Origin of the sequence: Kitasatospora kazusensis, from assembly GCF_039529945.1 — a bacterium.
Taxonomy (GTDB): Bacteria; Actinomycetota; Actinomycetes; order Streptomycetales; family Streptomycetaceae; genus Kitasatospora; species Kitasatospora kazusensis.
This window is the reverse complement of the sequence record NZ_BAAANT010000002.1, coordinates 267,150-283,702: the sequence shown is the minus strand read 5'-3', so window position 1 is coordinate 283,702 and position 16,553 is coordinate 267,150. Positions and strand designations below refer to the sequence as shown.

The following is a 16,553-nucleotide window of genomic DNA, read 5'->3' as shown; positions in this document are numbered from 1 at the left end:
AATGCCCAGGTGCACTGCGGTCCCGGAGAACGGGGCCGGCGGTCACCGCCGGGTGGTGAGCTCGGCCGGTCCTCGGACGGGTCGGACTCGTCACAGGGGAGTCCATTACGCGGGCACGGCTGAACAGTCTCAGTTCGGATCTGTCACCATTCTCCACGAGGCAAGAGTTCGCTCAGGAGTCCACCCGGACGGCGGAGCGCGGTAGCACCGCGCGCCACCGTCCCAGGCTCCGACCGTGGCACCCGCTGCGGATGCAAGGACCAGCCGGTCCGGCCCAGAGCAGTAGGGGGTACCGGGGCGGCCCGGTCGAGGACGCGACCAGGAGATGGATGGGACCGCGGAGTGCGGGGCAACGACGGCTACGAGGGTGACGACCACCTCTCCAAGTTCGAGGCCGAGATGGATCGGACTCGCAAGGAGCGGGACAAGTCCATCCAGCATGCCGAGGACCTCGCCTACCAGGTGGAGGTGCTCCGGGCCAAGCTGCACGAGTCCCGTCGGCAGCTCGCCCAGCCGCGCGCCTTCGACTCCGTCTCCGGCCAGGCCGAGCAGCTGCTCCGCAACGCCGAGATGCAGGCCCAGCAGCTGCGCGCCGACGCCGAGCGCCAGCTCCGGGAGTCACAGGCCGCCACCCAGCGCCTGATGGCGGAGGCCGCCGACCGCACTGCACGCCTGGAGGCCGAGCTCACCGCCCGCCGCCGCCAGCTCGACGACGAGCTGGCCGAGCTGCGCCGCAGCGCCGAGCGGCACGTCAACGAGAACGTCTCCTGGGCCGAGCAGACCCGGGCCGGCACCGAGCAGGAGGCCCAGCGCCTGCTCCAGGAGTCCCGCGCCGAGGCGGACCGGCTGATCGCCGCCGCCCGCGCCGAGGCCGCCGCCCTCTCCGACCAGGCCCGCGCCCAGACCGCCGCCGACGTGGACGCCGCGCGCGGCGAGGCCCAGGCCGCCGCCGAAGCCGCCCTCCAGCGCGCCCAGAACGACGCCGAGCGCCTGCTCCGGGCCGCCTCCGAGCAGGCCCAGCAGGCCGTCGGCCAGGCGGAGGAGCTGCGCGGCACGGCCGCCAACCAGGCCCAGCAGCAGCTGGCCGGCGCCCAGGCCGCCGTCGACCAGCAGCTCGCCGCCGCCCGCGCCGAGATCGACCGGCTCAAGCAGCAGGCCGTCCAGGACCAGGAGCGCGCCGCCGAGGCGCTCGACCGGGCCCAGGCCGAGATAGACCGTCTGCGGGCCGAGGCGCTCGCCGAGGCCGAGCGGGCCCGCCAGGAGGCCGCCGAGCTGCGCGCCCAGGCCGAGGCCGCCGCCGAGCAGCTCCAGGCCGACGCCGAGGCCGCCGTCGAGCGGCTGGTCGCGGACGGCGAGGCGGCCAGCGACCAGCGTTCGCAGACCGCCCGCGCCGAGATCGCCCGGATGGTCGCCACCGCGACCAAGGAGGCCGACCGGATCAAGGCCGAGGCCGCCCGCGCCAAGGCGGACGCCGCCAACGCCCAGGCCGAGGCGGACGCCGCCCGGGCCGCCGCCGCCGAGGAGAGCGAGCGCCTGCGCGGCGCCGCCGAGAGCGTCACCGCCCAGCTCCGCGCGGAGGCCGAGCACGCCGTCGCCGAGCTGCGGGCCGAGGCCGACCGGGAGATCGCCGAGCTGCGGGCCCAGGCCGAGAACGCCGCCCTGGCGCTGCGCGCCGAGGCCCAGGAGCAGGGCCGCACGGACGGCGCCAAGGAAGCCACCGTGCACCTGGCCAAGGCCGCCAAGCAGGCCGAGGAGGTGCTCACCCGCGCCGACCGGGACGCCGCGACGGCCGTCGCCGCCGCGGCCGCGGAGGCCGAACGGATCCGCGCCGAGGCCACCACCGAGGTCGAGCGGCTGCGCGAGCAGGCCCAGGCCGCCGTCGAGCAGGCCCAGAACGCGGCGCTGGACGACGCGGCGGGCATCCGCGAGCAGATGGAGCGGATGCACGACGAGGCCGCCCAGCTGCGCGCCGAGGCCGAGGAGCTGCGGGCCCAGGCCGCCGCCGAGGCGGAGAAGGTCCGCAGCGAGGCCCGCCGCCAGGCCGTCCTCCAGATCGAGGAGTCCGCGAAGGACGCCGAGGAGCGGCTCACCAAGGCCAAGGCCGATGCGGACGAGCTGCGCGCGGGTGCCTCCGCCGAGGCCGACCGGCTGCGGCAGTACGCCAAGGACCAGGCCGTCGAGGTCCAGGGCCGCGCCGAGCAGACCCTCACCCGGGCCCGGACCGAGGCCGAGAAGCTCACCGCCGTCGCCACCCAGCAGGGCCAGGAGGCCCTGGCCGCGGCCAAGGCGGCCGCCGCCGAGAACCGCGCCGCCGCCGAGCGGGAGACCGCCGAACTCCGGCGCGAGGCGACCGAGTTCGACCAGCGGACGCGGGCCACCGCGCAGACCGCCGCCGAGCAGGTCCAGGCCGAGGCCGAGGCCGCCGCCGAAGCTCTCCGCACGGAGGCCGGGACCGCCGCCGAGGCGCTGCGGGCCGAAGCCGCGCAGGCCCTGGAGGCCGCCCGGGCCGACGCCGCCGAGCGGCTCGCCGAGGCGCAGACCGCCGCCCAGGCCGTCCGCACCGAGGCCGAGACCGCCGCCGAAGCCCTCCGCGTCGAGGCCGAGAACGCCGCCACCACGCTCCGTACCGAGACCGACGGCTGGGCCCGGCAGCAGCGCGGCGAGGCCGAGGCCGACGCCACCGCGCTCCGCGAGGAGAGCCGTCGCGAGCACGAGGAGGCCGCCGCCGGCCTACTGCGCGAGCGCACCGAGACCGCCGAACAGCTCGCCGCCGCCCGGACCGCCCGGGAGGGCGCCGAAGCCCAGGCCGCCGAACTGACCGAACGCACGGCCGCCGAGACCGCCGCGCTGACCGAACGGACCGCCGCCGAGACGGCCGCCCTGCGCGAGAGCGCCGAGGCGGAGGCCGAGCGCCTGCGGGCCGAGGCCGGGCAGACCCTGGAGGCCGCCCGGACGGACGCCGCCGAGCGGCTCGCCGAGGCCGAGACCGCCGCCCAGGCCGTCCGCACCAAGGCCGAGAGCGCCGCCGAGACGCTGCGCGCCGAAGCCGCGAGCGCCGCCGAAGCCGTCCGCACCGAGGCCCAGAGCGCCGCCGAGACGCTGCGCGCCGAGGGCGCGCAGGAGCTGGCACAGGCCGAGGCGCAGGCCGCCGAGACCCGCCAGGAGGCCGAGGAGCAGCGCGCCCTGGCCGCCGCCGAGGCCGCCGAGCTGACCGCCGCCGCCGGTCTGAAGGCCGCCGGTCTGGTCGCCGCCGCCGAGGAGGAGGCCGCCGAGACCCGGCAGTCGGTGGCCGGGATGTACGAGGCCGCCTCGCAGCAGATCGCCGAACTGCGCGCCACCGCCGAGCGCGAGACCACCGAGCTGCGCGAGCTGGCCGACCGCGAGACCACCGAGCAGCGCGAGCTGGCCGAGCAGGAGACCGCCGAGCAGCGGGCCGAGACCGACCGTGAGACCGCCGAGCTGCGCGAGCTGGCCGAGCAGGAGACGGCCGAGCTGCGGGCCGCAGCGCAGACGTACGACGGTGAGCTGCGCGCCACCGCCGACCGTGAGACCGCCGAGCTGCGCGAGCTGGCCGACCGTGAGACCGCCGAGCTGCGGGCGCGGGCCGGGGACGAGGTCGCGGCGCTGCGGGAGCGGACGGCCGCCGAGCTGACCGCCGAGCGGGAGGCCGCCGCCGCCGAGATCAGCCGGCAGCACGCCGAGGCGCAGGCGTACGACGAGCGGGTGCGCGCCGAGGCCGAGGCGGAGCTGCGCGGGGCCCAGGAGGCCGCCGAGCAGCACCGGGCCGAGGCGCAGGCGCAGGCGCGGCAGACCCTCGCCGAGGCGGACGAGCGCGCGGCGGCGGCCGTCGCGGAGGCCGAGGAGTTCGCGGCGGCGCTGCGGGCCGAGGCCGAGGAGTACGCGCTCGCCACCCGGCAGCTGGCCGACGGCTACGAGGCCGACAGCCGGACCCGGGCGGACGCCTACGACAGCGAGACCCGCAAGGCGGCCGAGCAGTTCGACAAGGCCACCCGCGAGCAGGCCAAGTCGGTGCTGGAGAAGGCCTTCGCGGACGCCGAGTCGCTGGGCGAGGACGCCCAGACCACGGCGCTCGCCACCACCGCCGCCGCCGAGGAGCAGGCCGACGCGATGGTCGCCGCCGCCCGCAAGGAGGCCGAGCGGCTGGTCGCGGCCGGCGAGGCGGCCGGCCAGGCCGGGGTCGAGCGGGCCCGCGCCGACGCGGACGCGCTGCTCGCCGAGGCCCGCCGCGACGCCACCGCCGTCCGCGAGCGCGCCGAGGAGCTGCGGGAGCGGACGGACGCCGAGATCGAGGCGCTGCACGAGCGGGCCCGCAAGGAGAACGCGCAGGCCATGAAGTCGGCCGGCGAGCGGGTGGACACGCTGGTGACCGCGGCGCAGGAGCAGCTCACCGAGGCCGAGGAGCAGGCCGTCGCGGCCGTCGCCGAGGCCGAGGAGCGGGCGGCGGCCCTGGTGGCCGCGGCGGAGGAGCGGGCCAACGAGCTGACCTCGGAGGCTTCGGCGGAGGCCAGCAAGGTCCGGATCTCGGCCGTTCGCAAGGCCGAGAGCCTGATCAAGGGCGCCGAGCAGAAGCACACCGACTCCACCGCCAAGGCGGAGCAGCTGCTCGCCGACTCGACCGCCGAGGCCGAGCGGCTGCGCGCCGAGGCCGAGAGCACGCTCAAGGCCGCGCAGGACGAGGCCGAGGAGCAGATCGAGGCCGCCTCCGAGGAGGCCTCGAAGCGTCTGATCCGGGCCGGCGAAGGTGCGGAGGAGCAGCTGCGGCTGGCCAAGGAGGAGGCCGAGCGGCTGCTCGCCGAGTCCAAGGCCGAGGCGCAGCGCGTGACCGACGAGGGTCGTCGGGAGTTGGACGAACTGGTCCGTCGGCGCAAGGACATCAACACGGAGATCTCCCGGGTGCAGGACGTGCTGTCCGCCCTGGAGGCCTTCGAGGCACCGTCACCAGCCGCACCGGCCAACGGGGGAAACAGCAGGAACAGCGGCTCCGGAGGCCGCGAAGGGGCGCCGAAGGCAGGTGCCGGAGTGGGCGCTCCCCGTTCGGGTGGCAATCGCTCCGGTGGCGCACCACCCGATTGAGCGGACATTGTCCGCGAAGCATCGGCATTTCGTCGATGACACTCCGGTAACGTGTCAGGATTCCCTCAACCACCTCAGCGGTTTGACGACAGGAAGCCCAGAACCCCATGAGCGACAGTCACTCCCCTCACGGCTTCGACCTGGTGCGCCGTGGGTACGAGCGTGCCCAGGTCGACGAGCGGATCACCAAACTGGTGGCCGACCGCGACAGCGCGTTGTCCCGGATCGGTGCGCTGGAGAAGCGCATCGAGGAGCTTCACCTGGAGACCCAGAGCGCTCAGGCGCAGGTCACCGACGCCGAGCCCTCGTACGCCGGCCTCGGTGCCCGGGTCGAGAAGATCCTCCGGCTCGCCGAGGAGGAGGCCAAGGACCTGCGCGAGGAGGCCCACCGCGCCGCCGAGCAGCACCGCGAGCTGGCCGAGGCGGCCGCCCAGCAGGTCCGCAGCGAGGCGGAGAACTACGCCAAGGACCGCAAGGCCAAGGCTGAGGACGAGGGCCTGCGGATCGTCGACAAGGCGAAGAGCGACAGCGCCCAGCTGCGCGCCGAGGCCAACAAGGACGCCCAGAACAAGCGCGAGGAGGCGGACGCCCTCTTCGAGGACACCCGCACCAAGGCCGCCCAGGCCGCGCTGGAGTTCGAGACCAACCTCGCCAAGCGCCGCGAGCAGTCCGAGCGCGACCTGGCCGCCCGTCAGGCCAAGGCCGAGAAGCGCCTCGCCGAGATCGAGCACCGCGCCGAGCAGCTCCGCCTGGAGGCCGAGAAGCTCCGCACGGACGCCGAGCGCCGCGCCCGCCAGACGGTGGAGACGGCCCAGCGTCAGTCCGAGGACATCGTCGCCGACGCGAACGCCAAGGCCGACCGGATCCGCAGCGAGTCCGAGCGCGAGCTCGCGGCGCTCACCAACCGCCGCGACTCCATCAACGCCCAGCTGACCAACGTGCGCGAGATGCTCGCCACGCTGACCGGCGCGGCCGTGGCCGCCGCCACCCTGCCCACGGACGACGCCCTCGGCGTCCCCGCCCAGCAGTCCCGCTAGTCCCTCCGGGGCAGCTCAGAGCAACCACAGCAGGGGCGCGTGGGGGTACCTCCCGGCCGAAGGCTGGGGGAGAACTGCGCGATCAACCGAGCACGCACGTCGTGCCCTGGTCGCGCAGTTCCCCGCGCCCCTTTGGGTACCCGGTTGCGCACGCTAGCGCCGCGCGACGCGCCGCAGCAACGCCCGGACCGCGCCGTTGAAGGTCTCCGGGGCCTCCAGGGAGCTCAGGTGGCCCACGCTGGGGATGACGGTGAGTTCGGCGTCGGGGAGGGCGTCGGCCATCAGCTGGGCCTCCGCGAGCGGCGTCACGGTGTCCATCTCGCCGACGATCACCGCGGCCGGGACGTCCAGCCCGGCCAGCACGTCCAGCGAGTCCGGGCGGGCGGCCATCGCACGCTGGGCCCAGGCGACCGCCTGCGGCGACGCCTCGGCGATCATCTCGCTGACGTGCGCGATCAGTTCGGGCATGGGGGCCGGGCCGAGCAGGTTGTCGGCCAGCTTCTCCTCCGCCAGGATCCGGACGCTGTCGCGGGCCAGCACGGCCGTCGCGATCCGCTCACGGTTGGCGCGGGCCTGCGGGGTGTCGGCGGTGGCCTTGGTGCCGGCGAGCAGCAGGCCGGCCACGCGTTCCGGGTAGTGGCGGGCGAAGGCCATCGCCACGTACCCGCCCATCGACAGTCCGCCGATCACCGCCCGCTCGATGCCCCGCTCGTCCAGCAGCCGGGCCAGGTCGGCGGCGGCCAGGTCGAGTGCGGGCTCGTCGGTGCCCAGCTGCGCCGATCCGAATCCGCGCTGGTCGGGGGTGATCACCGTGGCGTCCTGCCCGGCCGGGCCGGGGATCAGCTCCCGCTGGCTGTCCCACATCCGGGCGGACAGCGGGAAGGCGTGGAGCAGGACGAGCGGGAAGCCGACGCCGCTCTCACGGACGGACGGCGCGGTGGGGAGGGTCATACCCCCACCGTAAAGCCGCGCACCGACCGACCGGCGCCAGCGCCGCCGGTCCTCGGCGATCCACCCCGCACCCCCACCACCCCTTCACGCACGCACTCGCCGTTATGTCCGGTTTACCCTAATCTGACGGAGAGTGAGGGAGCACATACCTATGATCGAGCTGCACCAGCTGACCAAGCGTTACGGCGAGACGCTGGCCGTCGACAGTCTGAGCTTCCAGGTGCCGCAGGGCGTGGTCACCGGGTTCCTCGGCCCGAACGGCGCCGGCAAGTCGACCACCATGCGCATGATCCTCGACCTCGACCGGCCCACCGGCGGCCGGGTCACCATCGACGGCAAGCGCTACGGGCAGCTGAGCGAGCCGCTCAAGTACATCGGCGCCCTGCTGGAGGCCAAGGCCGTCCACCCGGGCCGCACCGCCTACGACCACCTGCTCTGGCTGGCCCAGAGCAACCGCATCCCCCGGACCAGGGTGGACGAGGTGCTCGCCCTGGTCGGCCTGAGCTCGGTCGCGAAGAAGCGCTCGCGCGGCTTCTCGCTCGGGATGAGCCAGCGGCTCGGCATCGCCTCCGCGCTGCTCGGCGACCCGGAGATCCTGATGTTCGACGAGCCGGTCAACGGGCTCGACCCCGAGGGCATCCTGTGGATCCGCAACCTGATGAAGGGCCTGGCCGCCGAGGGCCGGACGGTCTTCGTCTCCTCGCACCTGATGAGCGAGATGGCGCTGACCGCCGACCACCTGGTGGTGATCGGCAAGGGCCGGCTGCTCTCCGACCTCTCGATGGCCGAGTTCATCAAACAGAACTCCCGCTCCGCCGTCCGGATCCGCACCCCGCACGTCGAACAGCTGCTGACCGCGCTGAACGGCACCGGCCTGCGGGCCGAGCCGGGCCCGGACGGCAGCTACGAGATCGAGGACGGCGACCTCACCCACATCGGCGACCTGGCGGCGGCCCACGGCATCACCCTGCACGAGCTGAGCCCCCAGCAGGCGTCACTGGAGGAGGCGTTCATGCAGATGACCGCGGACTCGGTGGAGTACCACGCGGGCAGCGGCGAGGGCCGGGACGCGGCCGGCGCCTGGGGCGCCGCCTGGCACCCCAAGGAGACGAACTGAGATGGCATCCTTCCCCGCTGTCCTGCAGTCCGAGTGGACGAAGGTCCGCAGCGTCCGGTCCACCGTCTGGACCCTGGCGCTGACCTTCCTCGTCACGCTCGGCCTCGGCGCGCTGCTCTCGCTGCTCACCAACAACAACTTCGCCAGCTTCCGCAACGGCGTCGACACCCCGTTCGACGCCACCGGCACCTCGTTCGCCGGCATCAGGCTGGGCGAACTGGCGATCATCGTCTTCGGGGTCCTGGCGATCGGCAACGAGTACAGCACCGGCATGATCCGGGTCTCGCTCGCCGCCGTACCCCAGCGCGCCACCCTGCTCGCCGCCAAGGCGGCCGTGCTCGGGGCGCTGGCGCTGGCGGTCTCGCTGGTCACCGCCTTCGTCACGTTCTTCGTCGGCCAGTCACTGCTGGGCGACCACCGCACCACCATCGACGCCCCGAACGTCCTGCGCGCGGTGCTCGGCGCGGCGGTCTACCTGACGCTGCTCTGCCTGTTCGCGGCCGGGGTGACGGCCATGCTGCACAACCAGACGCTCGCCCTCGGCGTCCTGGTGCCGTTCTTCTTCCTGCTCTCGCCGATCCTCTCCGCCGTGCCCAAGGTCAGGACCCTGGCGCACTACTTCCCCGACTACGCGGGCTCCCGGATGCTGCTGGTGTACGAGGAGGCCCACCAGCCGTACGGCCCCTGGGCCGGCTTCGCCATCTGCCTCGCCTGGACGGTCGCCGCGTTGGCGGGCGGAGCCCTGGTCCTGAAGCGCCGCGATGCGTGACGCCCCCGGGGCGGTTACCCCCAGGGGCGCGGGGAACTGCGCGACCAGGGCACAACGTCCGTGCACGGTTGATCGCGCAGTTCCCCGCGCCCCTGCTGTGGTTCCCGCAGGAGGCCCAGTGCCTCAGTAACGCGGCGCGCCGCGCCCGCGCTGGATGTTGGAGGCGCGGCGCTCGCGCGCGCCCCAGCAGGCGCGGTGCCAGTGGCGGCGGTCGTCGACGCCGCCGCCGTGGCTCGGCCAGGCGACCACGTGGCCGACGCCGGGCGGGATCTCCTGGTCGCAGCCCGGGCAGCGGTAGTGGCGGCCCGCGGTGCCGGCCACCGTCTGGACCACCCAGTCCTCACCCTGGTAGCTCTCGGTGCGCCGCAGCGATCCGCCCAGCGGCGTCGCCGGAGTCTCGTTCTCGGTGGCGTGCTTGCTCCAGCTCCGGGTCTGGTTACGGCGGGGCGACACGTCGACTACCTCTCGGCCGGGCTGGATCTGGCTATCCAGAGTACGGGGCGGCCCGTACTCGTAGCAGTCCCTACCACGTCGGGGGCCGGCATCCGGTCCTTTCCCCGCAGATCCACCCGATCTCCGACGAGTTTCGGCAATCCGCGTGCCATTGGCACATGACATCGGTTACTCACGAGGTGACAAGGCGGGGCTCGCAGACCCTGCGGCACCCGAGGAGGCCATCCGATGACCAAGACCAGCCCGCGACCCGACACACTCCCCCAGCCTCCGGCCGGGGGTGCCCCCAGGCCGGTCGCCGCTGCCCGTATCGACACTGCCCGCAGTACTTCGGTGAAGCGCACCGACGGACCGGCCGCGGCCACCGACTCGATCCTGGTCGGCGCGTTCCTGCTGTCCGCGCAGTTCCCCGGCCAGAGCCATGCCGAGGCCCTGGAACGCACCGTCAGCTCGGCCGACGCGGCCGAACGGGCCGGCCTGGACAGCGTGTGGCTGGCGGAGCACCACTTCGTCCCGTACGGCGTCTGCCCCGACGCGGCGACCCTCGCGGCGCTGCTGCTGGGCCGCACCCGGCGGATCGGGGTCGGTACGGCGGTCAGTGTGCTCTCCACCGCGCACCCGGTCTCGCTCGGCGAGCAGGCGGCGCTGCTGCACCTGACCTCGGGCGGGCGGTTCACCCTGGGGGTCGGCCGGGGCGGGCCGTGGATCGACCTGGACGTCTTCGGCACCGGGCTGGCCGCGTACGAGAGCGGCTTCGCGGAGCGGCTCGACCTGCTGCTGCGCTGGCTGCGCGGCTCCCGGGCCGGGGCCGACGGGCCGCAGTTCAACTTCCCCGAGGTCGCCGTGGTGCCACGGGCGACCGAGCCCGCCCGGCGCGGCGACCTGGCGGGCTGGCTCGGGCTGGAGCGCGAGCCGGGCGCCGGGCGCCGCTTCCCCCGGCAGCGGCGGGACGGCGTGCCGGCACCGGGCCGGACCGGGCCGCCGGTGATCGCCGCCTGCACCTCGCCGGGCGGCGTCCGGCTGGCGGCCGAGCGCGGGCTGCCGATGCTGCTGGGCATGCACTCGGGGGACGAGGACAAGCAGCAGATGCTCGCCGCCTACCGGGCCGCCTGGCGGGCCTGCGGCCGCGGTGAGGAGCAGCTCGCCCGGGTCGAGCGGGAGCACGTGGCCGCCGGGGTGGCACAGGTCGACGACCGCACCGCGGACGCCCGGGCCAGCCTGCTGCGGGCGATGCCGGGCTGGTTCGAGTACGGGCTCGGCGCGCACCGCACGGTGGACGGCCGGGAGCGCCGGATGCGCGACCCGCACGAGTACACCGAGCTGCTCTGCGACCTGCACGCCGTCGGCACGCCCCGGCAGTGCGCGGACCGGCTGCTGGCCACCGCCGAGCGCACCGGCATCCGCCGCTTCGCGCTGCTCAGCGAGGGGTCGGGCGACCGCGCGGCGACGCTGGAGAACATCGCCCGCCTCGGCGCCGAGGTGCTGCCGCAGCTCGGCTGAGCGCGGACAGCCGGAAGGGCCGTCCCGGAACGCCCGGGACGGCCCCACAGGTCACGCCTGCGTCAGCAGTCCCGCAGTTCGTCGGACTGGTTCAGCAGCTGGGCCCGGACGGACGTGAAGCGGTTGTAGCGCTCCACGGTGTCCTCGGACGGCGTGAACACCGCGACCCGGTGGCAGTTCTGGAACGCCAGCCGCACGCCGAAGTGCCGCTGCAGGGCCCCCCGGATCGCGTCGCTGGCCATCGCACGCAGCAGCTGGCCACGGGCCTGCTCGCTGGGCGGCGGTACCTGGTTGTCGGCGAAATCGGTGCCGTCGACCTTCAATTGGGCGACCAGGGAGCTGACCAGCTCCCAGGCGTACGGCAGGGAGGTGCGGACGCAGTCGACGAACTCCCTCTCGTCGACCTCTCCTCTCTCGGCCTTCTCCAGCAGGGCCGGTGAGACGTCGAGCGACATGGGTTCTCCTCTCGCGGTCCACCCGGGCGCGGCCCGCCGGGGTGGTCGTGCGGTTGGTTCGGATGGTGCCGTGCCGTGCTCAGAGCTTCGCGCGGGTGGTGCCGGGCCGGCGCTCGGACGGGCCGTGGAGCACCCGTGCGGCGCTGCCTCCGAAGGTGCGGAGGAAGGTACGGAGAAGGACTCGGGGCCTGCCGGAGGGCAGGCGGACACACGTTGGCACGGCATGCCGGTGCCACGGCGGCGTCACCGGGTGGAGCGACGACCGCTCACCACAGCGTGACAGCCCATCGCTCAGTGCGGTCGGCGAATGCGCCGCTTCACGGCGGAATAGCCGCTCGAACCACCAGATTGGCCGGATCCCGTCGGATCGTTCATCTCAGATCTCCATCCCCGTTGAGCGGATTCCCCGGGCCCGTCCGGCTGGTGCCGTAACGGGCTACAGCGCGGGGTGTCCGTCCTCCATGGTTCGCCGCGTCCCCCGTTTCTTCACCCGGCCGTCGCGGAATCGCATCAACTGGCCCCGGTGGGTTAGCGTGGTCGACCGTGCGTCTCGTAATTGCCCGTTGCTCAGTCGACTATGCCGGTCGACTCTCCGCCCATCTCCCGTCCGCCACTCGCCTGATCCTGGTGAAGGCCGACGGGAGCGTCAGCATTCATGCGGACGACCGCGCCTACAAGCCGCTCAACTGGATGTCCCCGCCCTGCACGCTCAAGCAGGCGGACGGCACCTGGACGGTCACCAACAAGGCCGGCGAGAAGCTGATCATCACGCTGGAGGAGGTGCTGCACGACTCCTCGCACGAGCTCGGGGTCGACCCCGGACTGATCAAGGACGGCGTCGAGGCCCATCTCCAGGAGCTGCTCGCCGACCGGATGGAGGTGCTCGGAGCCGGCTGGTCGCTGATCAGACGCGAGTACCCCACCGCGATCGGCCCCGTCGACATCCTCTGCCGCGACTCCGACGGCGCGACCGTCGCCATCGAGATCAAGCGGCGCGGCGAGATCGACGGCGTCGAGCAGCTCACCCGCTACCTGGAGCTGCTCAACCGCGACCCGCTGCTCGCCCCGGTCAAGGGCGTCTTCGCCGCCCAGGAGATCAAGCCGCAGGCCCGGGTCCTGGCGACCGACCGGGGCATCGGCTGCGTGGTGCTCGACTACGACGAGCTGCGCGGGATCGACGACGACAAGCTCAAGCTGTTCTGAACCACCGCCGCGGGCCACACCGGCCCGCCCGGCCGCTACGCGGGGGGGCTGGCGCTGCTGGGGCTCCCGCTCGGGGTCGTCGTCGGGGTGCCGGTCGGCGGGGTGCTGGTGGGGCTGCTCGACGATGACGGCGGCGCGGAACTCGACCTGCTGGTCGACGGCACCGGGGCCGGCGGGGTCGAGGGCTGCGGCGGCGCCTGCTGGGTCGGGGTGTCCGACGGGGCGTCACTCGTCGTCGCGGAGCGGCTCGGAGCGGGCTTGTGGCTCACGTGCGCGGCGCTCTCGCCCGCACTCGCCGAGGAGGCGGCCGGGGTGGTGGGCGAGCCGGCCGGGGCGGCACTCGTGCTCGGGCTCGGCCGCGCGCTCGGCGAGGTGCCGAGGTACGCACCGCCGCCCAGCGAACCGTCGTCCGAGCCGCCGCCACCGGGCTGCGACGGGCTGCCGCCCGTCGGCTTCGGCCCGGCCAGGCTCAGCCCGACCGCCGTTCCGAGCACGCCGAGCGCCAGGACCGCCGCCGTGGCGGCCATCGCGGTGCGCCGCCTGCCGCCCGGCGCGCCGGGCATCGTCCGGAACCGGAACGGCACCTGCGCGATGGCCCGCATGACGGGCCGCCGGCCCGGCACGGGCGCTTCGGAGGGCGCCGGCATCAGCTGCCTGGCGTCGGCCCGCAGTAGGTCCAGCATCCGCCGGGCGCCCGCGCTGCCGCGCGGCTCGCCGAGCGCCGCCCGCAGCGCGACGGCCGCGCCCAGTTCGGCGGTGGCCCGCTCGGAGCTGCGCTGACAGAGCGCCAGCACCCCGGTCTCGTGGTGGAACCAGGCCTCGTCGACACTGGAGCCGAGCGACCGGGCGGCCTCCAGGCCCAGCTGCAGAACCCGCTCCCAGGCCCCCCAGCGCAGCGACAGCGCCAGCGCGGGGGCCGCCGCCCGGGCCAGCCGCAGGACCGCCTGCGGGCGCCCGGCGTCCCGGTCGGCGATCAGCGCGCCGATCACCACCTCGGCCTCGGCGGCGATCTGCTCCACGCTCACCGAGCCGTGCCCGACCCACCAGGAGAAGTGCTGGGCCGCTCCGTAGGCGATCTCGCCGGGCTCCCAGTGCGGCGCCAGCAGCTCCCGCACGCCCGCCGTGAGCCGGTGGTGGCCGCCGATCGAGACGGCGAGCCCGCAGTCGGAGAGCTCCTGCAGCGCGCTCTCGCCGAGGCCCACGTCGATCAGCGCCGGCAGGTGCGGCGCGGTCGGGCACTCGCCGCCCAGCGCCAGCGCAAGCCGCAGCACGGCCTGGGCGGACTCGCTGAGCCCCTCCGCGAGCCGTACGGCGGGTGCCGCGCTCTCCGCCACCGACGGCAGCGGTACCGAGGCGCGCAGCTCGCCCTCCAGCACGGCCGGGTCGTCCGGCAGTTCGATCTCCTTGACCAGCCCGAAGACGCTGGTGCGGTCCTCCTGCGCGGCGACCAGGGCGTCCACCGCGACATCGCGCTGCCGCAGCAGCGCCGCCGCCTGGACGAAGCGCAGCGGCAGGCCCTCGGACTCGAACCAGAGGTCGACCGCCCAGGCCCGCTCGGCGGGGTCGAGCTGACGGCCCGCCAGGCGCGCGGTCAGGGAGAGGCAGGCGGGGCGGGAGAGCCCGGCCACCGGATGGTCCGTCAGCCGCGAGCCGGCCGCAGGCTGCGGGGCGTCCGTCGCGACGGACAGCAGGAAGACGCAGTCGGGGGCGGTGGCGAGCAGCTCCTCCAGCTCCGCGCCGGCCGGCTCGACGTCGTCGATCGCCACCACCGACCGCAGGCCCGCGAGCAGGCCGGGGAGCGCGCGGGTGTCCGGGCGGAAGCCGGGCGCCTGGTGGGTGGCCGCGAAGAGGTCCTGCAACAGGTCCTGGGCCGTCCGGCGGTGGCCGCTCAGCCGGACGACACCGTCCGGGGCGAGCTCGGCGGCGGCCTCGGCGGCGGCGGCGAGCAGCGTGCTGCGCCCCGATCCGGCCTGCCCGACCAGGCGGACGGACCGCCCTTCGGCGAGCAGCCCGAGCAGCTGGGCGACGTCGGCCTCACGGTCGAGCAGCGGCAGGTCGGCGGGCGCACTGCCCAGCGCCAGCGGGCCGACGGCGGGGCCGCCGGGGCCGAGCCCGGGGGCCGTCCGGGCGGTCCGGCGGCTGCCGGTCCGGCGCGGGTCGGGCCGCCACTCGTCCGGACAGGGCCGGGCCTCGGAGCCGTCCGGTCCGCCGACGGTGAGCAGCAGTTCGCCCGCGACCATCTCACCGTTGCGGGGGCGGAGCCCGTCCTGCCGGAAGTCACCGGATGGCTGTGCCACGTTCCGCTCCGCCCGTGCGAGGCCGCGTCCTGCGGCCGGTTCCTGAGCGCAGACTCTCGCACACCCGTGGCAGCACCCACTACCCCGGGGGCCCGGGCCGGTGGGTGTGCGGGGTGTGCGGTGCCCCGCTGTCCCGGCGGGTGTCTCAGAGGAAGGGGGCGACCATCGGCAGGGTGGTGCCGTACGGGTCGGGGACGGTGCCCTCGACCGCGAGGATGCGGTGCAGCCGGGTGGCGACCAGCAGGCGCTGCAACTGGGCCGGAACGCCGCGCAGCACCAGGCGCCGGCCGAGCCGGCCGGCCCGGCGGTGGGTGCCCATGATCACGCCCAGGCCGGTGGCGTCCCAGGACTCCAGGGCGGACAGGTCGAGCACCAGGTCCCCCTGGCCGCCGTCGACCGCCAGGTGCAGCCTGGTCCGGGCGTCGGCGGCGGTGCGGACGTCGAGGCGGCCTTGGATGGCCAGGCCGCCGTGGTCGCCGGTGATGCGCACACTCTCCTCCTCCGCTTGCGGGACCGAGCTACCGGGGCTCCGTCCCGGGCGGGCGCCTGGCGCCGCGCTCCGGGGGCCACGCCGGGCGACTCCCCCTACGTCTTGACGGTGAACCGGCCGCGCAGGTTGCTGTTCCCCTGACAGATCCGACCGAACTTCACTCGTCCGAGGGAATATACGCAGTCAGGCCCCATACCCACGCTCGATTACCGCCCAAATCACCCGTCTGCGGGCGGCTTGGTGAGCAAACTCACCAGACCGCCCGCCGACGGGCCCGCCGCTACTTCTCGTACGGGTAGAATCCACGGCCGCTCTTGCGGCCCAGGTCGCCGGCCGTGACCATGCGGGCCATGATCTCGGGGGCGGCGAACTTCTCGTCCTTGGTCTCCGCGTAGATGTTGTGCGCGGCGTGCAGCAGGATGTCGACGCCGGTCAGGTCGGCGGTCTGCAGCGGGCCCATCGCGTGGCCGAAGCCGAGACGGCAGGCGGTGTCGATGTCCTCGGCGGTCGCGACACCCGACTCGTACAGCTTCGCGGCCTCGACCACCAGCGCGGTGATCAGGCGGGTGGTGACGAAACCGGCCACGTCACGGTTGACCACGACCACCTCCTTGCCCACCCCCTCGGCGAACCGGCGGGCCACCGCGAGCGCGTGGTCGCTGGTCTTGTAGCCCCGGACCAGCTCGACCAGCTTCATCATCGGCACCGGCGAGAAGAAGTGGACGCCGACCACGGACTCGGGCCGCTCCGTCACGGCGGCGATCCGGGTGATCGGGATGGCGGAGGTGTTGGAGGCCAGCACGGCGCCGTCCTTGGCGATCTTGTCCAGCTCGCGGAAGACCGCCTCCTTGACCTCCAGCTGCTCGAACACCGCCTCGACCACGATGTCGGCCTCGGCCACCGCGCCCAGGTCGGTGGTGGTGGTGATCCGGCCCAGCGCCGCCTCCGCCTCCTCGGCGGTCAGCTTGCCCTTGGACACGAACTTCGCGTAGCTGGCGCGGATACCGTCCAGGCCGCGCTGCAGCGCGGCCTCGGTGACGTCCCGCAGCACCACCGGGTGGCCGGCCTGGGCCGAGACCTGGGCGATGCCTGCTCCCATCAGTCCGGCACCGATCACGGCGATCTGCTGGGGTGTTGCGTCGGTCATGGCTGGGTCTCCCGGGTGGTGTCCTGAAGGCGGCTCAGGG

Annotated in this window: 12 protein-coding genes; 6 read left to right on the top strand and 6 right to left on the bottom strand. The window is 74.5% G+C overall.

The features are described 5' to 3' along the window. Positions 1-342 precede the first annotated feature (342 nt). Together ABD330_RS03360 and ABD330_RS03355 are read left to right on the top strand one after the other, a co-directional pair. The gene (locus ABD330_RS03360) at positions 343-5,094 is read left to right on the top strand and encodes a hypothetical protein (protein WP_344460435.1); all 4,752 of its coding nucleotides are present in this window, start codon (positions 343-345) and stop codon (positions 5,092-5,094) included. Positions 5,095-5,201: 107 nt separating this feature from the next. Then, positions 5,202-6,131 carry a coiled-coil domain-containing protein gene (locus ABD330_RS03355; RefSeq protein WP_344460433.1) on the top strand — a complete coding sequence of 310 codons (930 nt, stop codon included), beginning with the start codon at positions 5,202-5,204 and terminating at the stop codon, positions 6,129-6,131. A 153-nt stretch (positions 6,132-6,284) separates the two neighbouring features. On the opposite strand, the gene ABD330_RS03350 is transcribed toward ABD330_RS03355, so the two are convergent. Beyond that, complete coding sequence (locus ABD330_RS03350) at positions 6,285-7,082, bottom strand: alpha/beta fold hydrolase (RefSeq protein WP_344460431.1); 798 nt, start codon at positions 7,080-7,082, stop codon at positions 6,285-6,287. 151 nt (positions 7,083-7,233) lie between these two features. Between ABD330_RS03350 and ABD330_RS03345 the strand changes: the two genes are divergently transcribed. Further along, entirely contained in the window at positions 7,234-8,199 is a 966-nt protein-coding gene (locus tag ABD330_RS03345; RefSeq protein ID WP_344460429.1) for an ATP-binding cassette domain-containing protein, read from the top strand. Between the two features lies 1 nt (position 8,200). Next, complete coding sequence (locus ABD330_RS03340; RefSeq protein ID WP_344460427.1) at positions 8,201-8,968, top strand: ABC transporter permease; 768 nt, start codon at positions 8,201-8,203, stop codon at positions 8,966-8,968. 123 nt (positions 8,969-9,091) lie between these two features. Here ABD330_RS03340 and ABD330_RS03335 read toward each other — a convergent pair whose 3' ends face one another. Then, the gene (locus tag ABD330_RS03335) at positions 9,092-9,421 is read right to left on the bottom strand and encodes an ATP/GTP-binding protein (RefSeq protein WP_425555422.1); all 330 of its coding nucleotides are present in this window, start codon (positions 9,419-9,421) and stop codon (positions 9,092-9,094) included. Positions 9,422-9,793: 372 nt separating this feature from the next. Here ABD330_RS03335 and ABD330_RS03330 point away from each other — a divergent pair, with 372 nt between their 5' ends. Continuing rightward, the gene (locus ABD330_RS03330) at positions 9,794-10,921 is read left to right on the top strand and encodes an LLM class flavin-dependent oxidoreductase (protein ID WP_344460633.1); all 1,128 of its coding nucleotides are present in this window, start codon (positions 9,794-9,796) and stop codon (positions 10,919-10,921) included. A gap of 62 nt (positions 10,922-10,983) precedes the next feature. On the opposite strand, the gene ABD330_RS03325 is transcribed toward ABD330_RS03330, so the two are convergent. Continuing rightward, positions 10,984-11,376 carry an SCO5389 family protein gene (locus ABD330_RS03325; protein ID WP_344460426.1) on the bottom strand — a complete coding sequence of 131 codons (393 nt, stop codon included), beginning with the start codon at positions 11,374-11,376 and terminating at the stop codon, positions 10,984-10,986. Positions 11,377-11,919: 543 nt separating this feature from the next. On the opposite strand from ABD330_RS03325, the gene nucS reads away from it, so the two are divergent. Next, complete coding sequence (gene nucS / locus ABD330_RS03320) at positions 11,920-12,579, top strand: endonuclease NucS (RefSeq protein WP_344460424.1); 660 nt, start codon at positions 11,920-11,922, stop codon at positions 12,577-12,579. A gap of 35 nt (positions 12,580-12,614) precedes the next feature. Here nucS and ABD330_RS03315 read toward each other — a convergent pair whose 3' ends face one another. The 3 genes from ABD330_RS03315 to ABD330_RS03305 all read right to left on the bottom strand — a co-directional run bounded on the left by ABD330_RS03315 (position 12,615) and on the right by ABD330_RS03305 (position 16,513). Beyond that, on the bottom strand, positions 12,615-14,876 hold the full coding sequence (locus ABD330_RS03315) for an ATP-binding protein (RefSeq protein WP_344460422.1): 2,262 nt from the start codon (positions 14,874-14,876) through the stop codon (positions 12,615-12,617). A 145-nt stretch (positions 14,877-15,021) separates the two neighbouring features. Then, positions 15,022-15,366, bottom strand: a complete 345-nt coding sequence (locus ABD330_RS03310; RefSeq protein WP_344460420.1) for an STAS domain-containing protein — start codon at positions 15,364-15,366, stop codon at positions 15,022-15,024. Positions 15,367-15,646: 280 nt separating this feature from the next. Beyond that, positions 15,647-16,513 (bottom strand): 3-hydroxyacyl-CoA dehydrogenase family protein, encoded by an 867-nt coding sequence (locus ABD330_RS03305; protein ID WP_344460418.1) that lies wholly within the window; start codon positions 16,511-16,513, stop codon positions 15,647-15,649. Positions 16,514-16,553 lie beyond the last annotated feature (40 nt).

Excerpts from the sequence above, each read along its gene's own strand:
- ABD330_RS03355 (WP_344460433.1), top strand. The coding sequence starts at position 5,202 with ATGAGCGACAGTCACTCCCCTCACGGCTTCGACCTGGTGCGCCGTGGG.
- ABD330_RS03350 (WP_344460431.1), bottom strand. The coding sequence starts at position 7,082 with ATGACCCTCCCCACCGCGCCGTCCGTCCGTGAGAGCGGCGTCGGCTTC.
- ABD330_RS03345 (WP_344460429.1), top strand. The coding sequence starts at position 7,234 with ATGATCGAGCTGCACCAGCTGACCAAGCGTTACGGCGAGACGCTGGCC.
- ABD330_RS03340 (WP_344460427.1), top strand. The coding sequence starts at position 8,201 with ATGGCATCCTTCCCCGCTGTCCTGCAGTCCGAGTGGACGAAGGTCCGC.
- ABD330_RS03325 (WP_344460426.1), bottom strand. The coding sequence starts at position 11,376 with ATGTCGCTCGACGTCTCACCGGCCCTGCTGGAGAAGGCCGAGAGAGGA.
- ABD330_RS03305 (WP_344460418.1), bottom strand. The coding sequence starts at position 16,513 with ATGACCGACGCAACACCCCAGCAGATCGCCGTGATCGGTGCCGGACTG.